Origin of the sequence: Cryobacterium sp. N22 (genome assembly GCF_002929555.1) — a bacterium.
GTDB lineage: Bacteria > Actinomycetota > Actinomycetes > Actinomycetales > Microbacteriaceae > Cryobacterium.
The window spans coordinates 196292-215940 of the sequence record NZ_PJJP01000036.1; the positions used below are offsets into that span (position 1 = coordinate 196292).

The window sequence follows — 19649 nt, forward strand, 5'->3', positions numbered from 1 at the left end:
CTGTTAGTAAGCGCAGTGCCGGTTAGCGCAGTGCCGGTTGATCGATGGTGACCTGGCCGAAGAGTGTCCAGACCCGGACCGTCGTGACGCCGGTGCCGGTGCCTTCGGCCACGACGCGGGAGTCGTGGAAGAACACGCCGCCCCGGTCGAGGTCGTCAATGCCCGTGTAGTCCACTCCGCCGGCGAGGCTGCTGGCCTCGACGGCCACGGTGCGGTTGTCGGGCAGCACCAGCTCCACGTCGCCGAACGCGATCCAGACGTCGACGGTGTGGTCGGCGCTGGCCGGCGCGGTGTCGACATCCGTCAGGTCGATCACGGGTGCGCCGGCGAACATCGCGAAGCCGGTGGGGCTGCTGGTGCTGTACTGCCAGGTGGGATCGCCGAAGGGGACCACGTCGGTTCCCACGGGAATGAAGGCGGTCCAGGCCATGGCGCCGGCCAGGACGATGCTGAAGAAGTTCAGCCAGCCGCCCTCCTTGCCCCGCACTCCGGCGACGACGATGCCCAGGGCGATCACGGCGAGCGCGGCGGAGGCGCCCACCAGGAAGGCGCTGTTCGACCAGGCCCCGTCGGCCACGAAGGATGCCGCGACGGCTCCCGCGCTGAGGGCGAGTCCGGCGACGACCGAGATGAAGCCGGCGCCGAGTTGCTTGCGGCGCTGGCTCGCACGGTAGCTGTGGGGGTCGAAGCTGGTTGCGGGGGCAGGCTGGCCGGGGTCAGTCCCGTACGGGGCGGCGGAGCCGGTGGAAGCCGAACCGTAGGGCGCAGAGCCGTACGGCGCAGTCCCATACTGCGCAGCCGCGGTGGTCTTGCCGGTCAGGTCGTCCCAGAGCGACGGGCCGGCGGGGGTCGGCGGCTCCGGCACCGGCGGAACCGGCGGGATGAACGTCGCGGTCGGGGTCGGCTGGGACGCGCTCGACGACTCGGGCTGAGCGGCCGACTGCTGCGTTGCGTCCGATTGCGTTGTGTCCGGCTGAGACGCCGTTGCGGGTTGCGGCGCTGCGCCCGACTGGAACGCACTGCTCGGCTGGTACCCCCCGGCAGCCTTGCCGCCAGCCGGCTGGTTGCGTGGTGACGGCACCCGCTTGGCGATGTAGATCACCAGCACGATGATGCCCGCGGTGAGCCCGATGGCCCAGCTGGTGCGCAACAGCACCTCCAGCCAACCGGGCATCCCCCAGATCTCCGGCGGTCCCTGCCACCAGATTCCCTGCATCCACGGGACGAAGGTGAAAAACAGCAACACACCGACGGCGATCATGGCCGGTTCGAAGACCTGCCGGGCGGCCTGCTCCACCAGGCTGCGACCGGACTCATCGGGCATCAACGCCCAGCCCACCGCGTAGAGGAAGAAGATCGGGCCGCCGAGGATGGCGATCACAACGGCGATACCGCGCACGATCAACGGGTCGAGTCCCGTGCGTGCCGCGACGGCCCCGCAGACGCCGGCCAGCCAGCGGTCCTGGCCACGCACGAAGCCGAGGCCACGCACCCAGTCGAAGAACGCGGTGCCGCCCGGCGCCTGTGGCGGCCGGGTGGCGCTGGGAGCGCCGTACGGGGCCGGCGGCGGGTTGTAGGACGGTGTCTCGGTCATGACTCCATCTTGCTGCCGTGCGGCGCGGCCGGCCATGGGGGAAGACCCTGATTCCACCCTGACGAAGCGATTCGGGGTGCGAGCGAGCACCCCATGGGTGCTTGGATGGTGCTGTGACCCAGCTGCGTCCCACCGATCCCCGTTTCACCGGGCACCTCGTGCGGCCGCGCCTGCGCATCGTGGCCGGCGTGTGCGCGGGGTTCGCCCGGCACTCCGGCCTGCCCGTCACCTTCGTGCGCACCGTGACCTTCGTGCTGGCCCTGTGCGGCGGCGCCGGGGTGCTGCTCTACGGCTGGCTGTGGGCCACGACCCCCGACGAATCGGCGGATGGCGCGGCCGGCAGCGACCCGCGCGGGGACCGGCTGCCCAAGGCCGCGCTCACCGGCGCCAACACGACGCTGCCCGACAACCGGAACCCGCAGGCCGACCCGTCCGCCGGCTTGACACCAGGTCCGGCTGTCGCAACGGCCGGCGCAGAAGCGGATGCCGTCACCGGCGAGCCCCGTCGCGCGCCGGTCACCGAGATCCTGCTGGGGCTCGCGCTCGTCGGCACCGCCGGCGCGCTGATCGCCAACCGGCTCGGCGCCGACCTGCCGTTGGACGCCATCATCCCCGCGATCGTGGCGCTGGCGGGCACCGGGCTGGCCTGGCGCCAGTTCGCCGAGCTGCGCAGCGGCGCCGGCCCCCGCAGCTCCGGCATGCTCGTGCGAGCCCTCGGGGCGCTGGTCCTGGTGGCGCTGGGCATCCTGCTGTTCTTCATCACGAGTGAGAGCCCCAACGTCTGGACCGTCATCGTGGCGGCCATGTCGGTGCTCGTCGGGGTCGCGGTGGTCGTCGCCCCCTGGGCGGTACGGCTGACCCGCGACCTGTCCGATGAGCGCGCGGCCCGTGAGCGTGAGGCCGGTCGAGCCGAGATGGCCGCGCACCTGCACGATTCGGTGCTGCAGACCCTCGCTCTCATCCAACAGAAGGCGGGACCGCACTCGGATGCCGCCAGGCTCGCCCGCGCCCAGGAACGCGACCTGCGGGAGTGGCTGTTCACCGGAGCAGCGAACGGCCCGGTCGACCTGGCCGCCGAGCTGCGCGGCATCGCCACCACTGTCGAACGCGAATTCGCCGTGCACGTCGATGTCGTCTCTGTGGGCACCGTCGACCGTGAGGTGCCCGAGGCGCTGCTCGCGGCCGCGCGGGAAGCCATCCTCAACGCCGCCAGGCACGCCGGCGGCAGCGTGTCGGTGTACGTGGAGTCGTCGCCGACCGCCATCGAGGTCAGCGTCACCGACCGGGGGCCGGGCTTCTCGATCGGTGACATCCCGGCCGACCGCATGGGTGTGCGCGAATCGATCCTGGCCCGCATGCAGCGGGCCGGCGGCACCGCCTCCGTGCGCCCCGGCCCGGGTGGCACCGGCACCGAGATCCGGCTCTCCCTCCCCCTCGACATCCAGGAAGACACCCCATGACCGACCCGACCACCGACCCGACCACCGTCGCCGGCATTCCCTGCGACCTCACCGTCGTCATCGTCGACGACCACTCGATCTTCCGGTCCGGGCTGCGCTCCGAGCTGGACCCGGCGCTGCGCGTGCTCGGCGAGGCGGCGACGGTCGATGAGGCCATCGCCGTGGTCGTCGCCACCCAGCCGCGGGTGGTGCTGCTGGACGTGCACCTGCCCGGCGGCACCGGCGGTGGCGGCGCCGAAGTGATCCGGGCCGCCGCTCCGCAGGCCCCGTCGACGCTGTTCCTGGCCCTGAGTGTGTCGGATGCGGCCGACGACGTCGTCACGGTCATCCGGGCCGGCGCGCGCGGATACATCACCAAGAGTGCGTCAGGGGCCGAGGTGTCGGATGCCGCCCGCCGGGTGGCCGGCGGGGACGCGGTCTTCTCGCCCCGCCTGGCCGGCTTCGTGCTCGACGCGTTCGGCGCGGTCGCCGGCGAAACCGCGGCGACCACCGACGAACTCGACAGGCTCTCGGCCAGGGAGCAGGAGGTGATGCGGCTGATCGCCCGAGGCTACGCCTACAAAGAGGTGGCCAGCGCGCTCTTCATCTCCCCCAAGACCGTGGAGACCCACGTGTCCGCGGTGCTGCGCAAGCTGCAGCTCTCCAGCCGGCACGAGCTCACGGCGTGGGCCACGGCGCGCAAACTGCTCTAACCGGGAGTGCCGAACCGCTCCACGAAGGCCTTCATGATGGTGGCCGGCTCGGTCACCATCGAGGCGTCGATGGCGGCGATCACCTCGTCGTAGGCATCCGGCTCGAAGTAGCCGTTGTCGTGGTAGACCCGCAGCCGGGTGAGGATGCCGGCCTGGGTGAGTTCCGGGTGGAACTGGGTGGCGTAGACGTTCCGGCCGATCCTGAACGCCTGAACCGGGCAGTCCTCCCCCGTGGCCAGTAGCTCCGCACCCGTGGGCAGCACCGTGCAGGCCTCTTTGTGCCCGACGAAGGCCTCGAAGGTCGGTGCGACCCGGCCGAACAGCTGGTCGGCGACACCCGCCGGGGTCAGGCTCACCACGACAGGTCCAGCCACCTCCGACCAGGTGTCGTCCACGACGCCGTCGAGGTAACTGGTGAGCAGGCCGATGCCGTAGCAGGCGCCGAGGAACGGGAAGTCCTGGGCCACCACGTCGTCGAGCAGGCCGGCGAGTTCACCTTCGACGCGGTGCTGCACCGCGGACTTGGTCTCGTCGGGGTCGCTCGCGTTGAACGGGCTGCCGCCCACGATCACGCCGGAGTAGTCGGCGAGGGCGATCGGCGGCATCGGTGCGGCCTCGAGGCGCACCCTGTGCAACTGCTCGGGGAGCAGGCCGCCGGCGGCCAGGAAGCCGGCGTACTCGTCGTCGGCGGCTTCATCCTCGGAACGGGTCGCCAGCAGTAGAAAGGGCTTCACCGCCCCATGTTACCGAGTATGGGGGCCAGGGCACCGGATGTGACGGCTCCCTTCTGGCACTGCCCGCACACGCTGTAGATTTGAACCGATGAACACTCCAGCCGAGCCCAGCTCCATCGCCACTCCCTACGAAGACCTGCTGCGCCTGGTTCTGGAAACCGGCGCCACCAAGGCCGACCGCACCGGCACCGGCACGCTGAGCGTGTTCGGCGCCCAGCTGCGCTTCGACCTCAGCAAGGGCTTCCCGCTGATCACCACCAAGCGGGTGCACTTCCCGTCGCTGGCCTACGAGCTGCTCTGGTTCCTGCGCGGCGAGAGCAACGTGGGCTGGCTCAAGGAGCACGGCGTGCGGATCTGGAACGAGTGGGCCGACGAACAGGGTGAACTCGGCCCGGTCTACGGCGTGCAGTGGCGCTCCTGGCCCACCCCGGCCGGCGGTCACATCGACCAGATCGCCCAGGTCATCGAGACTCTCAAGACCGACCCGGACTCCCGGCGCATCATCGTCTCGGCCTGGAACGTCGCCGACATCCCCGACATGGCGCTCGCCCCCTGCCATGCCCTGTTCCAGTTCTACGTGGCCGACGGCAAGCTCTCCTGCCAGCTCTACCAGCGCAGCGCCGACCTGTTCCTCGGCGTGCCGTTCAACATCGCCAGCTACGCGTTGCTCACCCACCTCGTCGCCGCGCAGACCGGCCTCGAGGTCGGCGACTTCATCTGGACCGGTGGCGACTGCCACATCTACTCCAACCACCTCGAGCAGGTCACCGAGCAGCTCAGCCGCAGCCCGTTCCCGGCGCCCCAGCTGAAGATCACCACCGAGCGTGACAGCATCTTCGACTACGAGTTCGAAGACCTCGAAGTCGTCGACTACGTGCACCACCCGGCGATCAAGGCTCCCGTTGCCGTCTGAGGCTGCCGCGCCGATCGGCCTGATCTGGGCGCAGGCTGTCACCGGGGTCATCGGTGACGCCGGCAGCATCCCCTGGCACCTGCCGGAAGACCTGGCCCGGTTCAAGGAGCTGACCCAGGGCGGCGCGGTCATCATGGGCCGCCGCACCTGGGATTCGCTCCCGGAGCGGTTCCGTCCACTCGCCGGACGGCACAACATCGTCATCACCCGTCAGCCGGACTGGGCTGCTGAGGGCGCCACCGTCGTCCATTCCCTGGCCGAGGCGCTGGCCGCCGCCACGCCGGCAGCCGTCTGGATCATCGGCGGCGGCGACATCTACCGTCAGTCGATGCCGCTGGCCGACCGGCTCGAAGTGACCGAGGTGGACCTCGACGCCGCGGGCGACACCGTCGCTCCCGGCGTTGATGCTGCCTTCACACAAACCGCCGTCACCGACTGGCTGACCTCTCGCACTGGGCTGCGCTACCGCTTCGTGAGCTACGAGCGGGTCACGGCCTAGCGGATCGACGCTGCAGGGCAGGCTGAATCCGAAACTGTCCGGTGAGCGCGAGCACCGCGATGACCGCGGCCATTACGACCCACGCCACCCAGCCCAGCGGGCCGAGCGCCACAGGATCGGCGGAGGGGCCGTCCACGGCCACCAGGAACAGGAAGCCCGCGGCGGCATTGAAGGCGCCGTGCGCAAAGACCGCCGGCCACACCGAGCCGGTGCGGAGACGCAGCCAGCCGATCAGGACGCCGTAGAACATGCAGCCCCCGATCATGAGGGCGACACCGAGCAGGTTGGGCTGGGCGAAGTTGTAGCCGAGCAGGATCAGCGGGCTATGCCAGAAGCCCCAGACCGCGCCGCTGATCAGCAACGCCGGCCAGGTGCCCAGCGGGCGCAGGGTCGGCAGCAGCCAGCCGCGCCAGCCGATCTCTTCGCCCAGCGCGAAGAGACCGTTGAAGATCGCGGCCACTGGGATCGTCAGCAACTGCAGCAGCACGATGACCCCGACCGGAACGGGCAAGGGTGCGCCGGCGGGAGCAGCATCCTGCAGCACCTGGGCGAAGCCGGAGAAGTCCACCAGGTCGAGCTGCACGAGCCCGAGCGCCGCGGCGAGGAACACGCCGGCGATCACCAGCAGGGCGCTGCCGAAGATGCCGACCACGGTCATCCAGATGGTGCGTTTGAGCGGGCGCAACGGCCACAGGCCCAGGTACTCCGGGATGGAACGGGGACGCGGGCGCTGCACCATGAACACCACGAACAGGGCGGCGATGCCGGGCGTGAACATGATCACGGGCAGCAGGAGGGCGGCGAGCGGGTTGGCCAGGCCGCTGCCGTCCAGCCACAGCGGCAGGGCCACCAGCCAGGCGAGGCCGCAGGCCATGAGCACGAAGACCACCACCGCGGTCCACGGCACCCGGTCCGGAAACGGCGGGGCCGCCGGGATGGTGGAGAAGTCCGGGTCGCTGAGGGTTGGAGTGCTCATGGCTGGTGTGCTCATGGCTGCAACGCTAGCCAGCATCCGGCCGGGCAACATCCGTCGCAGGGCGGAGACGCTGGATGCTGCGCCACGAGTCGTGCCTGCGTTCACGGGTGGTGCTGCGTTTACGGGTCGTGCCGGGCCCGGCTGGGCTGCACGCGCGGCGGTTCGCCGGGCATCTTGGGATAGTCGGGCGGGAACGGCAACTCGCCCAGGCCGTCGGCCAGGTCGCGTTCCCACCAGTCGAGCAACGTGTCGATGCGGCCCGGCTCAGCGTGCATGGTGGCCCACGGATCGCCGGTCGTGCGTAGCCGCTCGGGGACGGTCAGGATGGTGTGCGCCCTGGGGTCGGTGTTCTCCAGCTCGTCCCACGTGATCGGGCACGATACCGGCGCGTGGGCCAGCGCGCGCGGGCTGTAGGCGCCGGCCATGGTGCGGTCCCGGTTCGCCTGGTTGAAGTCCACGAAGATGCGCTCTCCGCGCTCCTCCTTCCACCAGTTCGTGGTCACCGTCGTCGGCATCCGCCGTTCGACCTCGCGGGCGGCCGCGATCACCGCGTGCCGCACCACCTGGAACTCGCGAGTCGGCTCGATGGGGGCGAAGACGTGCAATCCGCGGTTTCCGGAGGTCTTGACGAACGCGGTGAGACCCGCCTCGGCGAGCACCGTGCGCAGCTCGATGGCCACCGGGATGGCATCGTCGAAGTCGGTGCCGGGTTGCGGGTCCAGGTCGATGCGCAGTTGGTCGGGGTTGTCGGAATCCTCCGCCCGCGACGGCCACGGGTGAAAGACCACGGTGTTCATCTGCGCGGCCCAGACGGCGCCGGCCGGTTCGTCGATCACGAGCTGCGGATGCATGCGCCCGCTCGGGTAGACCACGGGCACCGCCCGCATGAACTCGGGGGCGCCCTTGGGCGGGTTCTTCGAGAAGAACTGTTCGCCGCCGATGCCGCCCGGAAAGCGTTGCAGCGACACCGGGCGGTCGCCGTTTGCCGCGACGAACGGCTCCCCCACGGCCACGAGGTACTCGGCCAGGTTGAGCTTGGTGATTCCCGCTTCCGGCCAGAGCACCCGGCTCGGGCTGGAAACGCGCATGACCCTCTCGCCGTGTGGCCCAGCGACAACAAGCTCCGTAGCTTCACTCGCCATGCGCCCAACCTAACCCGATCTGGTCTCGCGAACTGTGAGTTAAGCCCCAGGATTTCGCGATTTTCGGGGCTTTTCTCACGGTTCGCGGAGGTCGTCGCCGGGCGGGTGCAGTGTCGGTGGTAGGTGAGACGATCTCACTATGAGTAGCCCCGACCAGGCACCACCGCCCGCTCCGGACGATGACGACTACTCTCCGGAGCCCACCCTGGACGCACAGGTCCAGACCGATCTGATCAGGCACACCGAACTGATCGCGGCCGATGACCGCCTCATCGCCCAGGCCCAGGCCCGCCGTATCGAACACCTGCTGGACCTGCAGGACTGGAGCGAGCAACCCCAGGTCGCGTCCCGGCTGCACGGCAACCCGGAGAACATCCGCCGCGCCGACATCAACGCCGCCACGATGACCGAGGATCGGGCCCGTGCGGCCGCCCACAACCGGTGGGACGACCACGAGGTCGCCCGGCGCACCATCGTGAGCGAGACCGCGTGCCTGACCCGGGTGGCCGAACGCACCATCGACCGGCAACTGGACGAGGCCCGGTTCCTCTGTTCCTACGCACCGGCCACCTTTGACGCCTTCTCCAACGGCGAGATCAGCTACCGGCACGCCACCACCCTGCTCGACCAGCTCCGCACCCTGCCCGACGAGGAGCACGCGGCGTTTGAAGAAGCCGTCCTCTCCGAAGCGAAGCGGATGCCGGTGGGCCGATTCCGCGACAAGGCCCGCCGACTGCGGGAGAAGCAACACCCGTCGTCCATCGTGATCCGCAACAAGAGCGCTCTNTGCATCCGGAGTCCATCGTGATCCGCAACAAGAACGCCCTCGCCGAGCGTCGTTCCTACTGGGAGGCCGCCCCTGATGGGATGGGCTGGTTGCACTGGTACGGCAGCGCGCACGACACCAAGGCCGCCTACGACCGGATCAACGGCATGGCCGGAAGCCTGAAAAAGACAGGTGACCCGACGCCAGCGGGCGCCGACTCAGACGCGGATGAGGAGCAGGAAAGGCGCTCCCTCGACCAGCTCCGCGCCGACATCACCCGGGCGCTGCTGCTGGACGGCATCACCCCGGACGGGATGGGTGCCGGGATCCGCGGCACGGTGATGGTGACCGTGCCGGTGCTCACCCTGCTGGGCCTGGACGAGGAACCCGCCACCCTCGAAGGGTACGGGCCGATCTCCCCCGAGGCCGCCAGGGAGATCGCCGGACACGCACCGAGCTTCACCCGGCTGCTGACCCACCCGGAGACCTGGGTGGTGCTTTCGCTGGGCAAAACCCAGCACAAGAACACCAAGGCCATGAAGAAATGGCTGCGGGTGCGCGACGAGACCTGCCGCTTCCCCGGCTGCTCCCGCCCGGCGGTCACAAGCGACGTCGACCACACCGACCCCTGGGCCGGCGGCGGCAACACCGACAGCGACAACCTCGCCCACCTCTGCGAACCGCACCACCGGCTCAAGCACCTGTCGCAGTGGCGGGTGACCCAGGAACCCGGCGGCATCCTGCTCTGGACCTCACCGGGGAAACGCAGTTATCGCACCGACCCGGCCAACCCGATGGGACCACCCCGGCCCCGGCCACCGGTGGTAGGCCCGAAAACCCGGAAGCGGCCGGCGGATGAGAGCTACCTGATGGCGCCGCGGCACCGGCCAGCCCGGAAGCCGACACCACCGGTACCCGAGAACCCGCCGTTCTAGCGACAGACAGGCACGTCACGAGGTCTCGACAAGCTCGACCAACGAGATGGGCTCGACCAACGAGATGGGCACGACAGGTAGGCACGTCACGAGGTCTCGACACGCGCGACCAACGAGATGGGCACGACAGGTAGGCACGTCACGAGGTCTCGACACGCGCGACCAACGAGAGGGGGGCGACGGGGAGGCGGCTCAGCCGCCGCCGACGTGGATACCGGGGCGACGGGCCGCATCCGGTTCACTCTCACGCAGGATTTCGCGCACGACCGGGGCCGTGTCCCCCTGCCCGAGGAGGAGGTACCGCAGCAGGTGACCGACGGGGTTGCCCTCCGACCACTCGAAGTAAGCGTGCGGTCTGAGCCCGGTGGCCTCACGCAGGGCGAGCAGGATCGCCGCGATGGCATTCGGCACCGCCGGGCTCCGCGCGTGCAAAACCCGGAACTCGCCCACTTCCACCCCGCGCACATGCAGGGTGTCCCTGAAACTGGACGGGTCGACCACCTCAATCTCAAGGAACAGCACGTCGGCCGTGCCGGGCACCGGGTTCATCCCGCGCTGCTCGTTCTCCTTCTCGGCGTACGAGCCATGACCGCTGCTCTGCGGCTTGTTCGCGACGATGTTGAGCGCCCCGTCGAATGCGATCGAATCGGCGATGAATTGGCGCGCGGCCTCGTCGAACTCGACCCCCTCCACACGCAACTCCGTCGTACGCGAGACCCGGGAGACCAGGGACACCAGAACGATGCCGCCGATGAACAGCGCCGAGATCATGATGCCGTCGGGCTTCTCGATGATGTTCGCGCCGAGGGCGTAGAGCAGGACTATCGTGAGCGCGCCGAAGCCCACGATGCCCCAGCGCTCCCGGCGCCGGGCCGCGGACACCGTGACAGCCGCCGCGGCGGAGACCATCATCGCCAGGATGCCGGTGGCGTACGCGCCGGCCTGCGCATCGACACTCGCCCGGAATCCGATGGTGATCAGGATGCTCAACCCGGTGTAGACGAGAACGACGGGCCGCACGGCGCGACTCCACTCCGGCGCCATCCCGTACCCCGGCAGGTACCGGGGCACGATGTTGATCAGGCCGGCCATCGCTGACGCCCCGGCGAACCACAGAATGAAAATGCTGCTGAGGTCATAAACGTTGCCGAAGCCGTTACCGATGTACTCGTGCGCCAGGTACGAAAGCGCACGGCCGTTCGCCGGCCCGCCCTCGTCGAATGCCTCGGCCGGAATCAAGACCGTCGTGACGACACTGCTCGCCAGCAGGTAGACGCTCATGATCAGCGCTGCCAGAGTCAGCAGCCTCCGGGTGTTGCGCACCCGGGAGGCCAGCCGCTCCTCAGGGGTCTGGCCGCGCGATGCGACGAGAGGCATCATGCTCACCCCGGTCTCGAAGCCGGACAGTCCAAGCACCAGCAGGGGGAAGGCGAGGAGAACCGGGCCGAGGATGTCGCCGGGCCCTCCTTCGTCAAGGCGCAGCGCGCCCAGCCAGTTCGCCCAGGCGTCTGGTTCGGCGACCACCTCGACCAGGCCCACCACGATCACGATGCCGTTCAAGAGCAGGAACACACCGACGAGGGGAATCGCTATCGTGACTGCCTCCCGGAAGCCCAGCAGAAACACTCCGCCGAGAACGAGCAGGAACCCGATGGTGACCGGAACGGCCAGACCACGCAGGAATTCGGGCGCGGCAGGGTTCTCCAGCAGGTGAACCGTCGCATCCGCTGATGAGAGTGTGATCGTGATGATCCAGGAGGTGGCCACGAATCCGAGCAGCACGAGCACAAACACCTTGCCCCGCCAGAACGGCAGCAGGCGTTCCAGCATGGCCACGGAGCCCTGCCCGTGCGGGCTCTCCACCGCCACCCGCCGGTACATCGGCAGCATTCCGAGGAGAGTCAACACCACGATGACCAGCGTGGCCAGCGGCGACAGAGCTCCGGCCGCGACGATGGCGATGCTCGGCAGGTACGACAGTGTCGAGAAGTAGTCGACGCCGGTGAGGCACATCACCTTCCACCACGAGTGTGTCGATCCGCCCGGGTCGGCCGTCTCCGGGCCCACCGGGTGCACCTGGTTGCGCATCAGCCAGGCGCCGAACCGATTGGATGGCGGTGGGGCGGCGAGCGGACGGAGTATCAGTGCCGGGATTCTCGACCGGTCGGATGGCTCCACGTGGCGCTCCCTTCGACACCGGTCATTGTCTCGGGTGAGCGTGGCGCCAAAACCAAATCTCCCCGAGGTGGGCGATACGGAGGGGTCGGAGCCCTATTGGGCAGACCCCGCGATGTTGACCATCCAGGCCACCCCGAACTTGTCGACGCACATGCCGAAACTGTCTCCCCACGGCGCTACCTCCAGCGGCATCGTCACCGAACCGCCGTCGACAAGCCTGTCCCAGTAGCCGCGCAAGACTGCCGCGTCGTCGCTCTCGCCGCTGAGCGAGACCGAGTAGTTGTTGCCGGGCTTGTACTCCATGGCGTTGGGGGTGTCCGCCGCCATCAGCGACAGGCCGTTCGGGGTGGTGAGCGCCGCATGCATGGTCTTGTCCTGCTCGCTCGGGTCCTCGCTGGCCTGGAACTCCGCGAACGTGCTGCGCGTCAATTCACCGCCGAAGATCGAGTGGTAGAACTCCATCGCCTCCTTGGCGTTGTCGCGAAATCCGAGGTAAGGGTTGAGTTTGGTGCTCATGATGGGTCTCCTCGCCGCCCGGACCCCAGAGCCCGTGCCGTCGGTGTTGGGAAGGTGCGTCTGCGTACCCTGCCGATTATCGACCGGTCGGCTCCGATGCGCGAGGTGTGCGCCCGGATGAACTCGCCCCGATCAGCACGGCACCGCCGCCGGGAGCAGATGTGCGGGCACCGGGCGCGAGATCAAGTAGCCCTGGGCGGTGTCACAGCCCATTGCCCGAAGTAGGTGCAACTGGCCGGGACGCTCCACCCCCTCCGCGGTCACCCGCAGGCCCAGCGCGTGGGCCGTGTCGATGACTCCGCCCACCAGAAGCGCATCCTGGGGCGAGTCCTCGATCGTGTCGATGAAGGTCTTGTCGATCTTCACCGTGGTCAGCGGAAGATCGCGCAACATCGCCAGCGACGAGTACCCGGTGCCGTAGTCGTCGAGCGCGATGCTCAGGCCCGCCTCTCGCAGCGCCTGCAGCTGGCCGATCGCCCGCGGCAGGTCGGTGATCGCAGACCCCTCGGTGATCTCCACCTGCAAGAGCTCCGCGGGCACCCCGTGGGCGGCGAGTGCCGCGAGCACCTGCGGAACCAGGGTGCGAGCGGCGAGCTGCAGCGGCGATACGTTGATCGCGATGCAGCGTGACTCACCGGCATCCAGCCACGTGCGCGCCTGCGCACACGCCTGGTCGATCACCCATTCACCGATGCGGTGGATGTCGCCGGACAGCTCCATGATCGGGATGAACTCAGCCGGCGACACCTCGCCCAGTACCCTGTCGTGCCAGCGCAGCAGCGCCTCGACGCCGGCGCACTCCCCCGTGACGAGGTCCAATTGCGGTTGATAGTTCAACGCGAAGGCCTCAGATTTGAACGCCGCCGTGAGCCGACGGCGGATGAGCGCGTTCCGGGTGATCGGCGCGGCGCCCTGCCCGTCGAGCCTGGCCACCTGGCGTTTGCCGGCCTGCTTGGCCTTGATCATGGCTCCGTCAGCGTGCCTCAGCAGCGCGTCGAGTTGACTCAGCTCCAGCTCATCGACCACGTCGACGGCCATCGAGACACCCACAGACGCCGATAGGTGCAGCAGGTGGCCGTCGCTGGCGAACGGAGCGGCGGCGCTGAGCACCACCCGGTCCGCGACCCCGAGCGCCTGCGCCTCCGTCACGTCCACCAGCAGCGCCACAAATTCATCGCCGCCCAACCGGGCCAGAACGTCCGTGGGACGCACCAGACTCCGCAGCCGGTCGGCGAATCCGACGAGCACCTCATCCCCCGCACGGTGGCCGAACGTGTCGTTGACGGCCTTGAACCCGTCCAGGTCGATGAACACCACGGCCACGCCGGCCAGTTCGTCCGCGGTGAACGTCGACCCCCGTTCCTCGAGCTGCCGGCGGTTGGCGAGTCCGGTGAGGGGATCGTGCAGAGCGGCGTACCGAAAGTCGGACGACAGCCGCTCGAACAACTGGGAAACCGAGACAACGCCGGGCCCCGAATCGGTGAGCACAAGCACGTCACGATACCGGGACTCCTCCGGCAGCGTAAGGATGCGCTGGGCGGCGTGGCCCAGTTCGAGGTTTCCGGGCAGCGAGAAGGAGGTCCCCGACACCATCTGCGCCGCAGTTGACCTCACGTGCAATCCCCGACCGTAGCCGAGTCGCCCCGTGAGCGTGTACTCCACGTGCTCGCGCGACAACAGCGCGTATCGTTCACCGTCGTGCACGACCAGGGAGCGGAGCTGGCGCTCGGCCCGGAAGGTGCGGTCGATGTCGGCCAGCGGGGTGTCTGCCGGTATCAGCCGGGCGGGCGAGGCGAGTTCGCCGAGGCTGACAGGCCGGTCAGCGTGCAGTTCACGGGCTGCCGGCGGAGATTCTGAGCTCATACAAAATCAATACCGGAGCCCGCGGGCGGCACCAAACCCGCTCGCCGCTGTTTGCCTCGCGTTAAGGTGCCGGGTACCCCCAGTACGGCCAGAACCGGCGAGTCAGTTCCAATGCGTCACGGCGAGGGCCAGACTCGCCTGATCGCCCAACAGCCGTGCGGCCACGTTGGGCAGCGGTATGACGGGATGCCAGCTGCCGTCGGCGCTGCGTCCCGCTGCCCAATCGAGGGTGTTCGAGAGTTCCGCCATGCCCGGTCGTTCGGTGAGGGTGCTGTTCCACTCCCACCGAATCTGGGTCAGCGCGCCGTCCTCGCTGAGCACCACTTCCACGATCAGCGAGTCCTGCCAATCGCCGATCTGTTCAAGGTGTTCACCGAACCCAAAGATCCCGCCCCGCTCCTCCAACGACAGCAACGTCACATCGAGGGCGTAGCGCGCCACGTTGCGCGGGTTGGGGATCAGGAAGACCGTGATCAGCGGCACGGGCGACATCGGTGTGGGGATGCGTTTCGCCTCGGCGTTGAGATCGACCGGGCAATAGTGGTCGGCGGTCTGCTCGTGAATGAGTACGGGCAGCTGTCTGATTGCCAGACGCACCTCGGCCTGCCAGACCCTGGCCTCCTCGAAGGCCAGTCCCCGCAGGCCGATCTCCACCCGCAGGGTGCCGAAGAGGAACCTCTTGAGATTCTGATAGACCTCCTCCGAGTTGACCAGGCCATACCGGCCCGAATGCGAGCGGTGCACGTAGGCCCGGGCCGAGCCCACCACATAGGCGTTGCGGATCGCCACGAGGCCGTCGCTCTGCACGCCCATGACCGCACTCGACAGGCCCAGCGCCACGTCGTAGTCACGCGCGTTGGTGCCCACGATGCTCAGCACCCGGTCCGGGGTGAAGGCGCCGCTCAGCCGACGGGTGTCGCCCCGGGCCGGCCCGGGGGCATCCGCCGGGTACAGGTACTCGAGCATGTACTCGGGCGCGAAGATCCGCGAGCCCTGGGGGCCGAAGGTGTTGAGGATCCACCCGCCGATGGGTCCGCCCAGCTGCGGGTCGATGCCACCGTGTGGGGTGCCGATGGTGCACAGCTTCGACACGGATGCGCGGGGGTCCTTGAGGTTCACCTGCAGCGCGGTGCGGCAGATCAGGCCACCCATGGAGTGCGCCACAAGGTACACCGGCGGGTGGCCGGTGGACTTCTTCCGCACCAGGGCGATGAAATCGGCCAGCCCCTGGGCAGCTGTGCGGATGTCGTACGCCTGCGACGGTGACCCGAAGGTGCCTGCGGCGGCATCGTAGAACCTGTAGATCCACACCGAGTCGGCGCGCAGGGTGCCCGGTTCTGCGTCGAGCAGCACCCGCTGCTGGCTGCCCTCGATGCGCACGTCGTAGCCCTGCTCCTTGACCAGCCGGATCAACGGCCCCTCGTACTGGTAGAACTGCGGTGTGCCGTTGGCCCCCACCCGCACATGGACGGATCCCTCGTTGAGGCCGTAGAACGGGTCATCCGCGGCGGCATCGATCGCCCCCTGACCGCCGGCGAATCCCCGCACGTAGATGATCGGAAGCCGCTCACCCATGCTGCACTCCGTTCTGCGACGGTCAACGAGTTGTGCGAGTCACCTGGTCGAAACCCGGTCGAACCGCTGCACGAAGGCGAGGGCCGGCTCGGCCACGTCACGCCATCCGCTGTCGATGACCAGGGAGTGACCCCGGCCGGGAATCTCGGTGATCTCGGTGATGCCCTCGTTTTTGGCCTGCAGTTTGTAGCTCGCCCGGGTGATGGCCAGAGGCACCGTGTTGTCGTTCTCGCCGGCCAGCACCAGCAGCGCCCCGCGGTTGGGGTTCTTGGTGTCCACTCTGGTCTCTCCGCCGAACGGGTTGAAATTGGCCACGGCGGCCTGGAACAGTGGGGCGCCGGACGCCGGCACGTGGTATTCGGTGTACAGGTGCTTCGCCTCGGACTCATCCAGGTTGTTGGCCCAGCCGTACTGGAACTGTTCGAAGGTGAGCGAGATTGCCTTACCACGGTTGCCAGGATTGCCCAGCACCGGAGATGCCGACTTGAGCGCCGAGGCCGGCAGAGGAAGCACGCCCTTGAAGGGTGCGTTGTCGATCGAGACGGTGGCGAAGGCGACACCCTCCCCCGCCAGCTTCTGGGCGATCAGACCGCCGAACGAATGCCCGATCACCGCGGGCGTGAGCGTCAGCCGCGAGATTGCTTCGAGGTAGTGGTCGGTGACCTGTTGCACCATCTTGTGGGCAAAGGCCTCCGGCGCCTCATAGGCCTCCGCCACGGTGCGCGGGTCATCGGGCCAGCCGGGCGCGAGCGTCGTAAAGCCGTTCGCCTCGAACAACTCCCGCCACGGCTTCCAACTGCTGGAGAGGAGCCAGAGTCCGTGTACGAAGACAACCGGGGTGAGCCCGGATGCATTGGCTCGGTCAATTTCGTCTTCCTCCCACGGCGCGAGGGTGGGCGGTTCGGTTTCAGCCATGTCGATGGTCCTTTCCGGGCATGAGTGGGGCGGCCTGTTGCCGGCGACGCGGGATCAGTACAGGGTCGTGAATAGCCGGGACTGCGCGTGTGCGCAAGGCCTAGGGCCGGAAACTCTATGCGTACGCACGGGTTCTTTCCCGTAGCGTGGAGCCCATGAGCAACGAGACCCTCACCCCCAGCACGCTGACACCCAGCTATGTGGAGCCCGGCAAGGACTTCGATCGCGACACCAACTACATCGAAGACCGCATCACCCTTGACGGCCGCGACGGCTGGCCTGTTGAACCCGGCCGCTACCGCCTGGTCGCGGCCCGCGCCTGCCCGTGGGCGAACCGCACCGCCATCGTGCGCCGGCTGCTCGGCCTGGAGCGGGTCATCTCCCTCGGCCTGCCCGGACCCACCCACGACAAGAACAGCTGGACCTTCGACCTCGACCCGAACGGCGTCGACCCGGTGCTGGGCATCGAACGCATCCAGGAGGCCTACTTCGCCCGGTTCCCCGACTACCCCCGGGGCATCACGGTACCGGCGATCGTGGACGTGCCTTCAGGGAAGGTTGTCACCAACAACTACCCCCAGATCACCCTGGACTTCGAGACCGAGTGGGTGGACTACCACCGGCCCGGCGCCCCCGACCTGTACCCGGTCGCCCTCCGCGCCGAGATCGACGAGGTCGCCAACCTGATCTTCCACGACGTCAACAACGGCGTCTACAAGTGCGGCTTCGCCGGCAGCCAGAAGTCCTACGAGCGGGCCTACGGCACCCTCTTCGCGCGGCTCGACTGGCTCGAAGAGCGTCTGACGAACCAGCGCTACCTCGTGGGCGACACCATCACCGAGGCCGACATCCGCCTCTTCACCACGCTCGCCCGGTTCGACGCGGTCTACCACGGCCACTTCAAGTGCAACCGCAACAAGCTCAGCGAGATGCCGGTGCTCTGGGCCTACGCCCGCGACCTGTTCCAGACGCCGGGCTTCGGCGACACCATTGACTTCGAGCAGATCAAGAAGCACTACTACGTGACGCACAGCGACATCAATCCCACCGGCATCGTGCCCGCCGGGCCGGACGCGTCGGGATGGCTCACCGCGCACGGCCGGGAGGCGCTGGGCGGACGCCCGTTCGGCGACGGCACCCCGCCGGAGGCGCCGCTCGAGGGCGAGAGGGTGCCGGCCCTCTGACCCGGGGGCCACGGGTACCCTCGAAGAGTGCAGATCACCCCCAGAACCGCGCCCACGACCCTCGCGGCCGGCGACTGGCGCGAACTGGAGCGGCGGCACCAGGACCGCGCCGATGCCGCCACGCTGGGTCGGCGCGAACGCGCCGGCACCGGCCGAACCCACCCGGTCGACGACTTCCTCTTCACCTACTACCCGTTCCGGCCGGGGTTGCTGCGGCGGTGGCACCCCGGCGCGAACGTGGTGCTGCAGGAGGCGGCGACCGAGGACCGTGCCTCGTGGAAGTGGTACCGCGCTGACGGAGACGACGTGCTCGTTGACGACGCGGGCTTCGTCGACAAGAACGCGCGGAGCATCCGCTTCATCGTGACCCTGCTGGGCCGTACCGCGCAGCGGGCCGGAAACTTCGGCTGCTTCGGCCTGCACGAGTGGGCCATGGTCTACAAGCACGGCGAGCCCAGCCAGGGTGAACACCGCCACGAATCACCGCTCCGGCTCAGCCAGGGCGACACCGACACTGTCGTGGAAACCAACCGGATCGCCTGCACGCATTTCGACGCGTTCCGCTTTTTCACCCCCGCGGCCGTTGACCTCAACTCGGAGCAGGCCCACCCCGTTCTGCCGAGCCGCGAGAACCAGCCCCAGCTCGAACAACCCGGCTGCCTGCACGCGGGCATGGACGTCTACAAGTGGGCCCTCAAGCTCGGCCCCCTCATTCCCGGGGAGCTGCTGCTGGACTGCTTCGACCTCGCCCGCGACATCCGCGAGCTCGACATGCAGGCATCCCCCTATGACCTCGCCGAGTGGGGCTATGCCCCGGTCGCCATCGAGACTCCGGCCGGCAAGGCCGAGTATGTACGGCGGCAACGCGGATTCACCGAGCGGAGCAACAACCTGCGGGCCCGGGTGATCGCCGCGGTCGGTGTTCTGCCGGAGCCCGTGCCCCCGGCGCTTTAGCCCAGGTCACGTCGGCGGATGCGCTCCAGCTCGTCGCCGATGCCGATGTCGGCCACGACGACCCGGCCGGCATAGTCGGCCGCCGGGCGCGTGACGAGCCCGGTCTTGCACCCACCGAAGGTCACCGTCAGGTCGGCCCGCAGCACCGTGGGGTCCGGCACGCTGCCGTCGTCCACACCGATGCCGCTGGGCAGATCCACGGCCACGACCAGGGGCGGATGCTCACCGGTGAGGGCCGGCAGGATCGCCGCCACGGTGGTGCGCGCCGCCCCACGCAGCGCCGGGCTGCCGGTGGTCCCGGTGCCCAGGATGCCGTCGAGGATCAGGTCGGCCGCACGGGCGAGACCCGTGACGACCTCGGGAAGTTCGTCCACGGGTCGCAGGTCGGCGCCCTGCTCGAGTGCGGCCTCGAGCGCCTCGCGGTGCAGGCGGTCACTGGTGGGCAGGATGCACACGCCGGCACCCTGGTCGGCCAACAGCTCCGCGGCGAAGAGAGCATCCGCGCCGTTGTTGCCGGAGCCGGCCAGCACGAGCACTCGGGCGCCCTCGACTGCTCCCCCATCCGATCCGCCGCGCCGCGCCCTGAGTAGCGCCGCCGCCTCGGTCGCGAGCGCCTGGGCCGCCCGGGTCATGAGCGGAACCCCCTGCGCGAGGAACCGGGCTTCGGCCTCACGCACCTGGGCTGCGGTGTAGGTCTGGCGCGGGGTGTTCTGCACGCCGCCACCCTACGCCGCCGGGGCGCCGATCCGCTCA

At 68.9% G+C, this 19649-nt stretch carries 17 protein-coding genes; 7 read left to right on the forward strand and 10 right to left on the reverse strand.

What is annotated here, in order from left to right:
- Nucleotides 1–22 precede the first annotated feature (22 nt).
- Nucleotides 23–1594, reverse strand: a complete 1572-nt coding sequence (locus CXY76_RS12395) for a PspC domain-containing protein (protein WP_158253896.1) — start codon at nt 1592–1594, stop codon at nt 23–25.
- 113 nt (nt 1595–1707) lie between these two features.
- Between CXY76_RS12395 and CXY76_RS12400 the strand changes: the two genes are divergently transcribed.
- Both CXY76_RS12400 and CXY76_RS12405 read left to right on the forward strand, forming a co-directional pair.
- Entirely contained in the window at nt 1708–3054 is a 1347-nt protein-coding gene (locus CXY76_RS12400) for an ATP-binding protein (RefSeq protein WP_233199770.1), read from the forward strand.
- Nucleotides 3051–3746 carry a response regulator transcription factor gene (locus CXY76_RS12405; protein WP_199190289.1) on the forward strand — a complete coding sequence of 232 codons (696 nt, stop codon included), beginning with the start codon at nt 3051–3053 and terminating at the stop codon, nt 3744–3746. Before CXY76_RS12400 ends, CXY76_RS12405 begins: the two co-directional genes overlap by 4 nt.
- On the opposite strand, the gene CXY76_RS12410 is transcribed toward CXY76_RS12405, so the two are convergent.
- Complete coding sequence (locus tag CXY76_RS12410) at nt 3743–4480, reverse strand: glutamine amidotransferase (RefSeq protein ID WP_104164878.1); 738 nt, start codon at nt 4478–4480, stop codon at nt 3743–3745. The two genes, CXY76_RS12405 and CXY76_RS12410, sit on opposite strands and share 4 nt — an antisense overlap.
- A gap of 88 nt (nt 4481–4568) precedes the next feature.
- Between CXY76_RS12410 and CXY76_RS12415 the strand changes: the two genes are divergently transcribed.
- Both CXY76_RS12415 and CXY76_RS12420 read left to right on the forward strand, forming a co-directional pair.
- Nucleotides 4569–5393: a thymidylate synthase gene (locus CXY76_RS12415; RefSeq protein WP_104164880.1), complete on the forward strand. Its 825-nt coding sequence runs from the start codon at nt 4569–4571 to the stop codon at nt 5391–5393.
- Nucleotides 5383–5892 carry a dihydrofolate reductase gene (locus CXY76_RS12420; protein ID WP_233199772.1) on the forward strand — a complete coding sequence of 170 codons (510 nt, stop codon included), beginning with the start codon at nt 5383–5385 and terminating at the stop codon, nt 5890–5892. The genes CXY76_RS12415 and CXY76_RS12420 overlap by 11 nt, the downstream gene beginning before the upstream one ends.
- On the opposite strand, the gene CXY76_RS12425 is transcribed toward CXY76_RS12420, so the two are convergent.
- On the reverse strand, nt 5882–6883 hold the full coding sequence (locus tag CXY76_RS12425; RefSeq protein WP_233199774.1) for a CPBP family intramembrane glutamic endopeptidase: 1002 nt from the start codon (nt 6881–6883) through the stop codon (nt 5882–5884). The genes CXY76_RS12420 and CXY76_RS12425 overlap by 11 nt on opposite strands.
- A 104-nt stretch (nt 6884–6987) precedes the next feature.
- Nucleotides 6988–8010, reverse strand: a complete 1023-nt coding sequence (ligD, locus tag CXY76_RS12430; RefSeq protein WP_104164884.1) for a non-homologous end-joining DNA ligase — start codon at nt 8008–8010, stop codon at nt 6988–6990.
- Nucleotides 8011–8814: 804 nt separating this feature from the next.
- On the opposite strand from ligD, the gene CXY76_RS12440 reads away from it, so the two are divergent.
- Complete coding sequence (locus tag CXY76_RS12440; protein ID WP_104164888.1) at nt 8815–9711, forward strand: HNH endonuclease signature motif containing protein; 897 nt, start codon at nt 8815–8817, stop codon at nt 9709–9711.
- Between the two features lie 192 nt (nt 9712–9903).
- Here the strand turns inward: CXY76_RS12440 and CXY76_RS12445 are convergent, their stop codons facing one another.
- From CXY76_RS12445 to CXY76_RS12465, 5 genes are all read right to left on the reverse strand, one after another.
- Complete coding sequence (locus CXY76_RS12445; RefSeq protein ID WP_369826140.1) at nt 9904–11799, reverse strand: amino acid transporter; 1896 nt, start codon at nt 11797–11799, stop codon at nt 9904–9906.
- A 183-nt stretch (nt 11800–11982) separates the two neighbouring features.
- Entirely contained in the window at nt 11983–12405 is a 423-nt protein-coding gene (locus CXY76_RS12450; RefSeq protein WP_104164892.1) for a VOC family protein, read from the reverse strand.
- A 132-nt stretch (nt 12406–12537) separates the two neighbouring features.
- The gene (locus CXY76_RS12455; protein WP_104164894.1) at nt 12538–14268 is read right to left on the reverse strand and encodes a bifunctional diguanylate cyclase/phosphodiesterase; all 1731 of its coding nucleotides are present in this window, start codon (nt 14266–14268) and stop codon (nt 12538–12540) included.
- Nucleotides 14269–14370: 102 nt separating this feature from the next.
- Nucleotides 14371–15843, reverse strand: coding sequence for a hypothetical protein (locus CXY76_RS12460; RefSeq protein WP_104164896.1), 1473 nt, complete (start codon nt 15841–15843; stop codon nt 14371–14373).
- A gap of 39 nt (nt 15844–15882) precedes the next feature.
- Complete coding sequence (locus tag CXY76_RS12465; protein WP_104164898.1) at nt 15883–16758, reverse strand: alpha/beta fold hydrolase; 876 nt, start codon at nt 16756–16758, stop codon at nt 15883–15885.
- Between the two features lie 155 nt (nt 16759–16913).
- On the opposite strand from CXY76_RS12465, the gene CXY76_RS12470 reads away from it, so the two are divergent.
- Together CXY76_RS12470 and CXY76_RS12475 are read left to right on the forward strand one after the other, a co-directional pair.
- Nucleotides 16914–17942 (forward strand): glutathione S-transferase family protein, encoded by a 1029-nt coding sequence (locus CXY76_RS12470; protein WP_104164900.1) that lies wholly within the window; start codon nt 16914–16916, stop codon nt 17940–17942.
- A 27-nt stretch (nt 17943–17969) separates the two neighbouring features.
- Nucleotides 17970–18896, forward strand: a complete 927-nt coding sequence (locus tag CXY76_RS12475) for a 3-methyladenine DNA glycosylase (RefSeq protein WP_104164902.1) — start codon at nt 17970–17972, stop codon at nt 18894–18896.
- On the opposite strand, the gene CXY76_RS12480 is transcribed toward CXY76_RS12475, so the two are convergent.
- Nucleotides 18893–19612, reverse strand: a complete 720-nt coding sequence (locus CXY76_RS12480) for an NAD(P)H-hydrate epimerase (protein WP_233199776.1) — start codon at nt 19610–19612, stop codon at nt 18893–18895. The genes CXY76_RS12475 and CXY76_RS12480 overlap by 4 nt on opposite strands.
- Nucleotides 19613–19649: the final 37 nt, after the last annotated feature.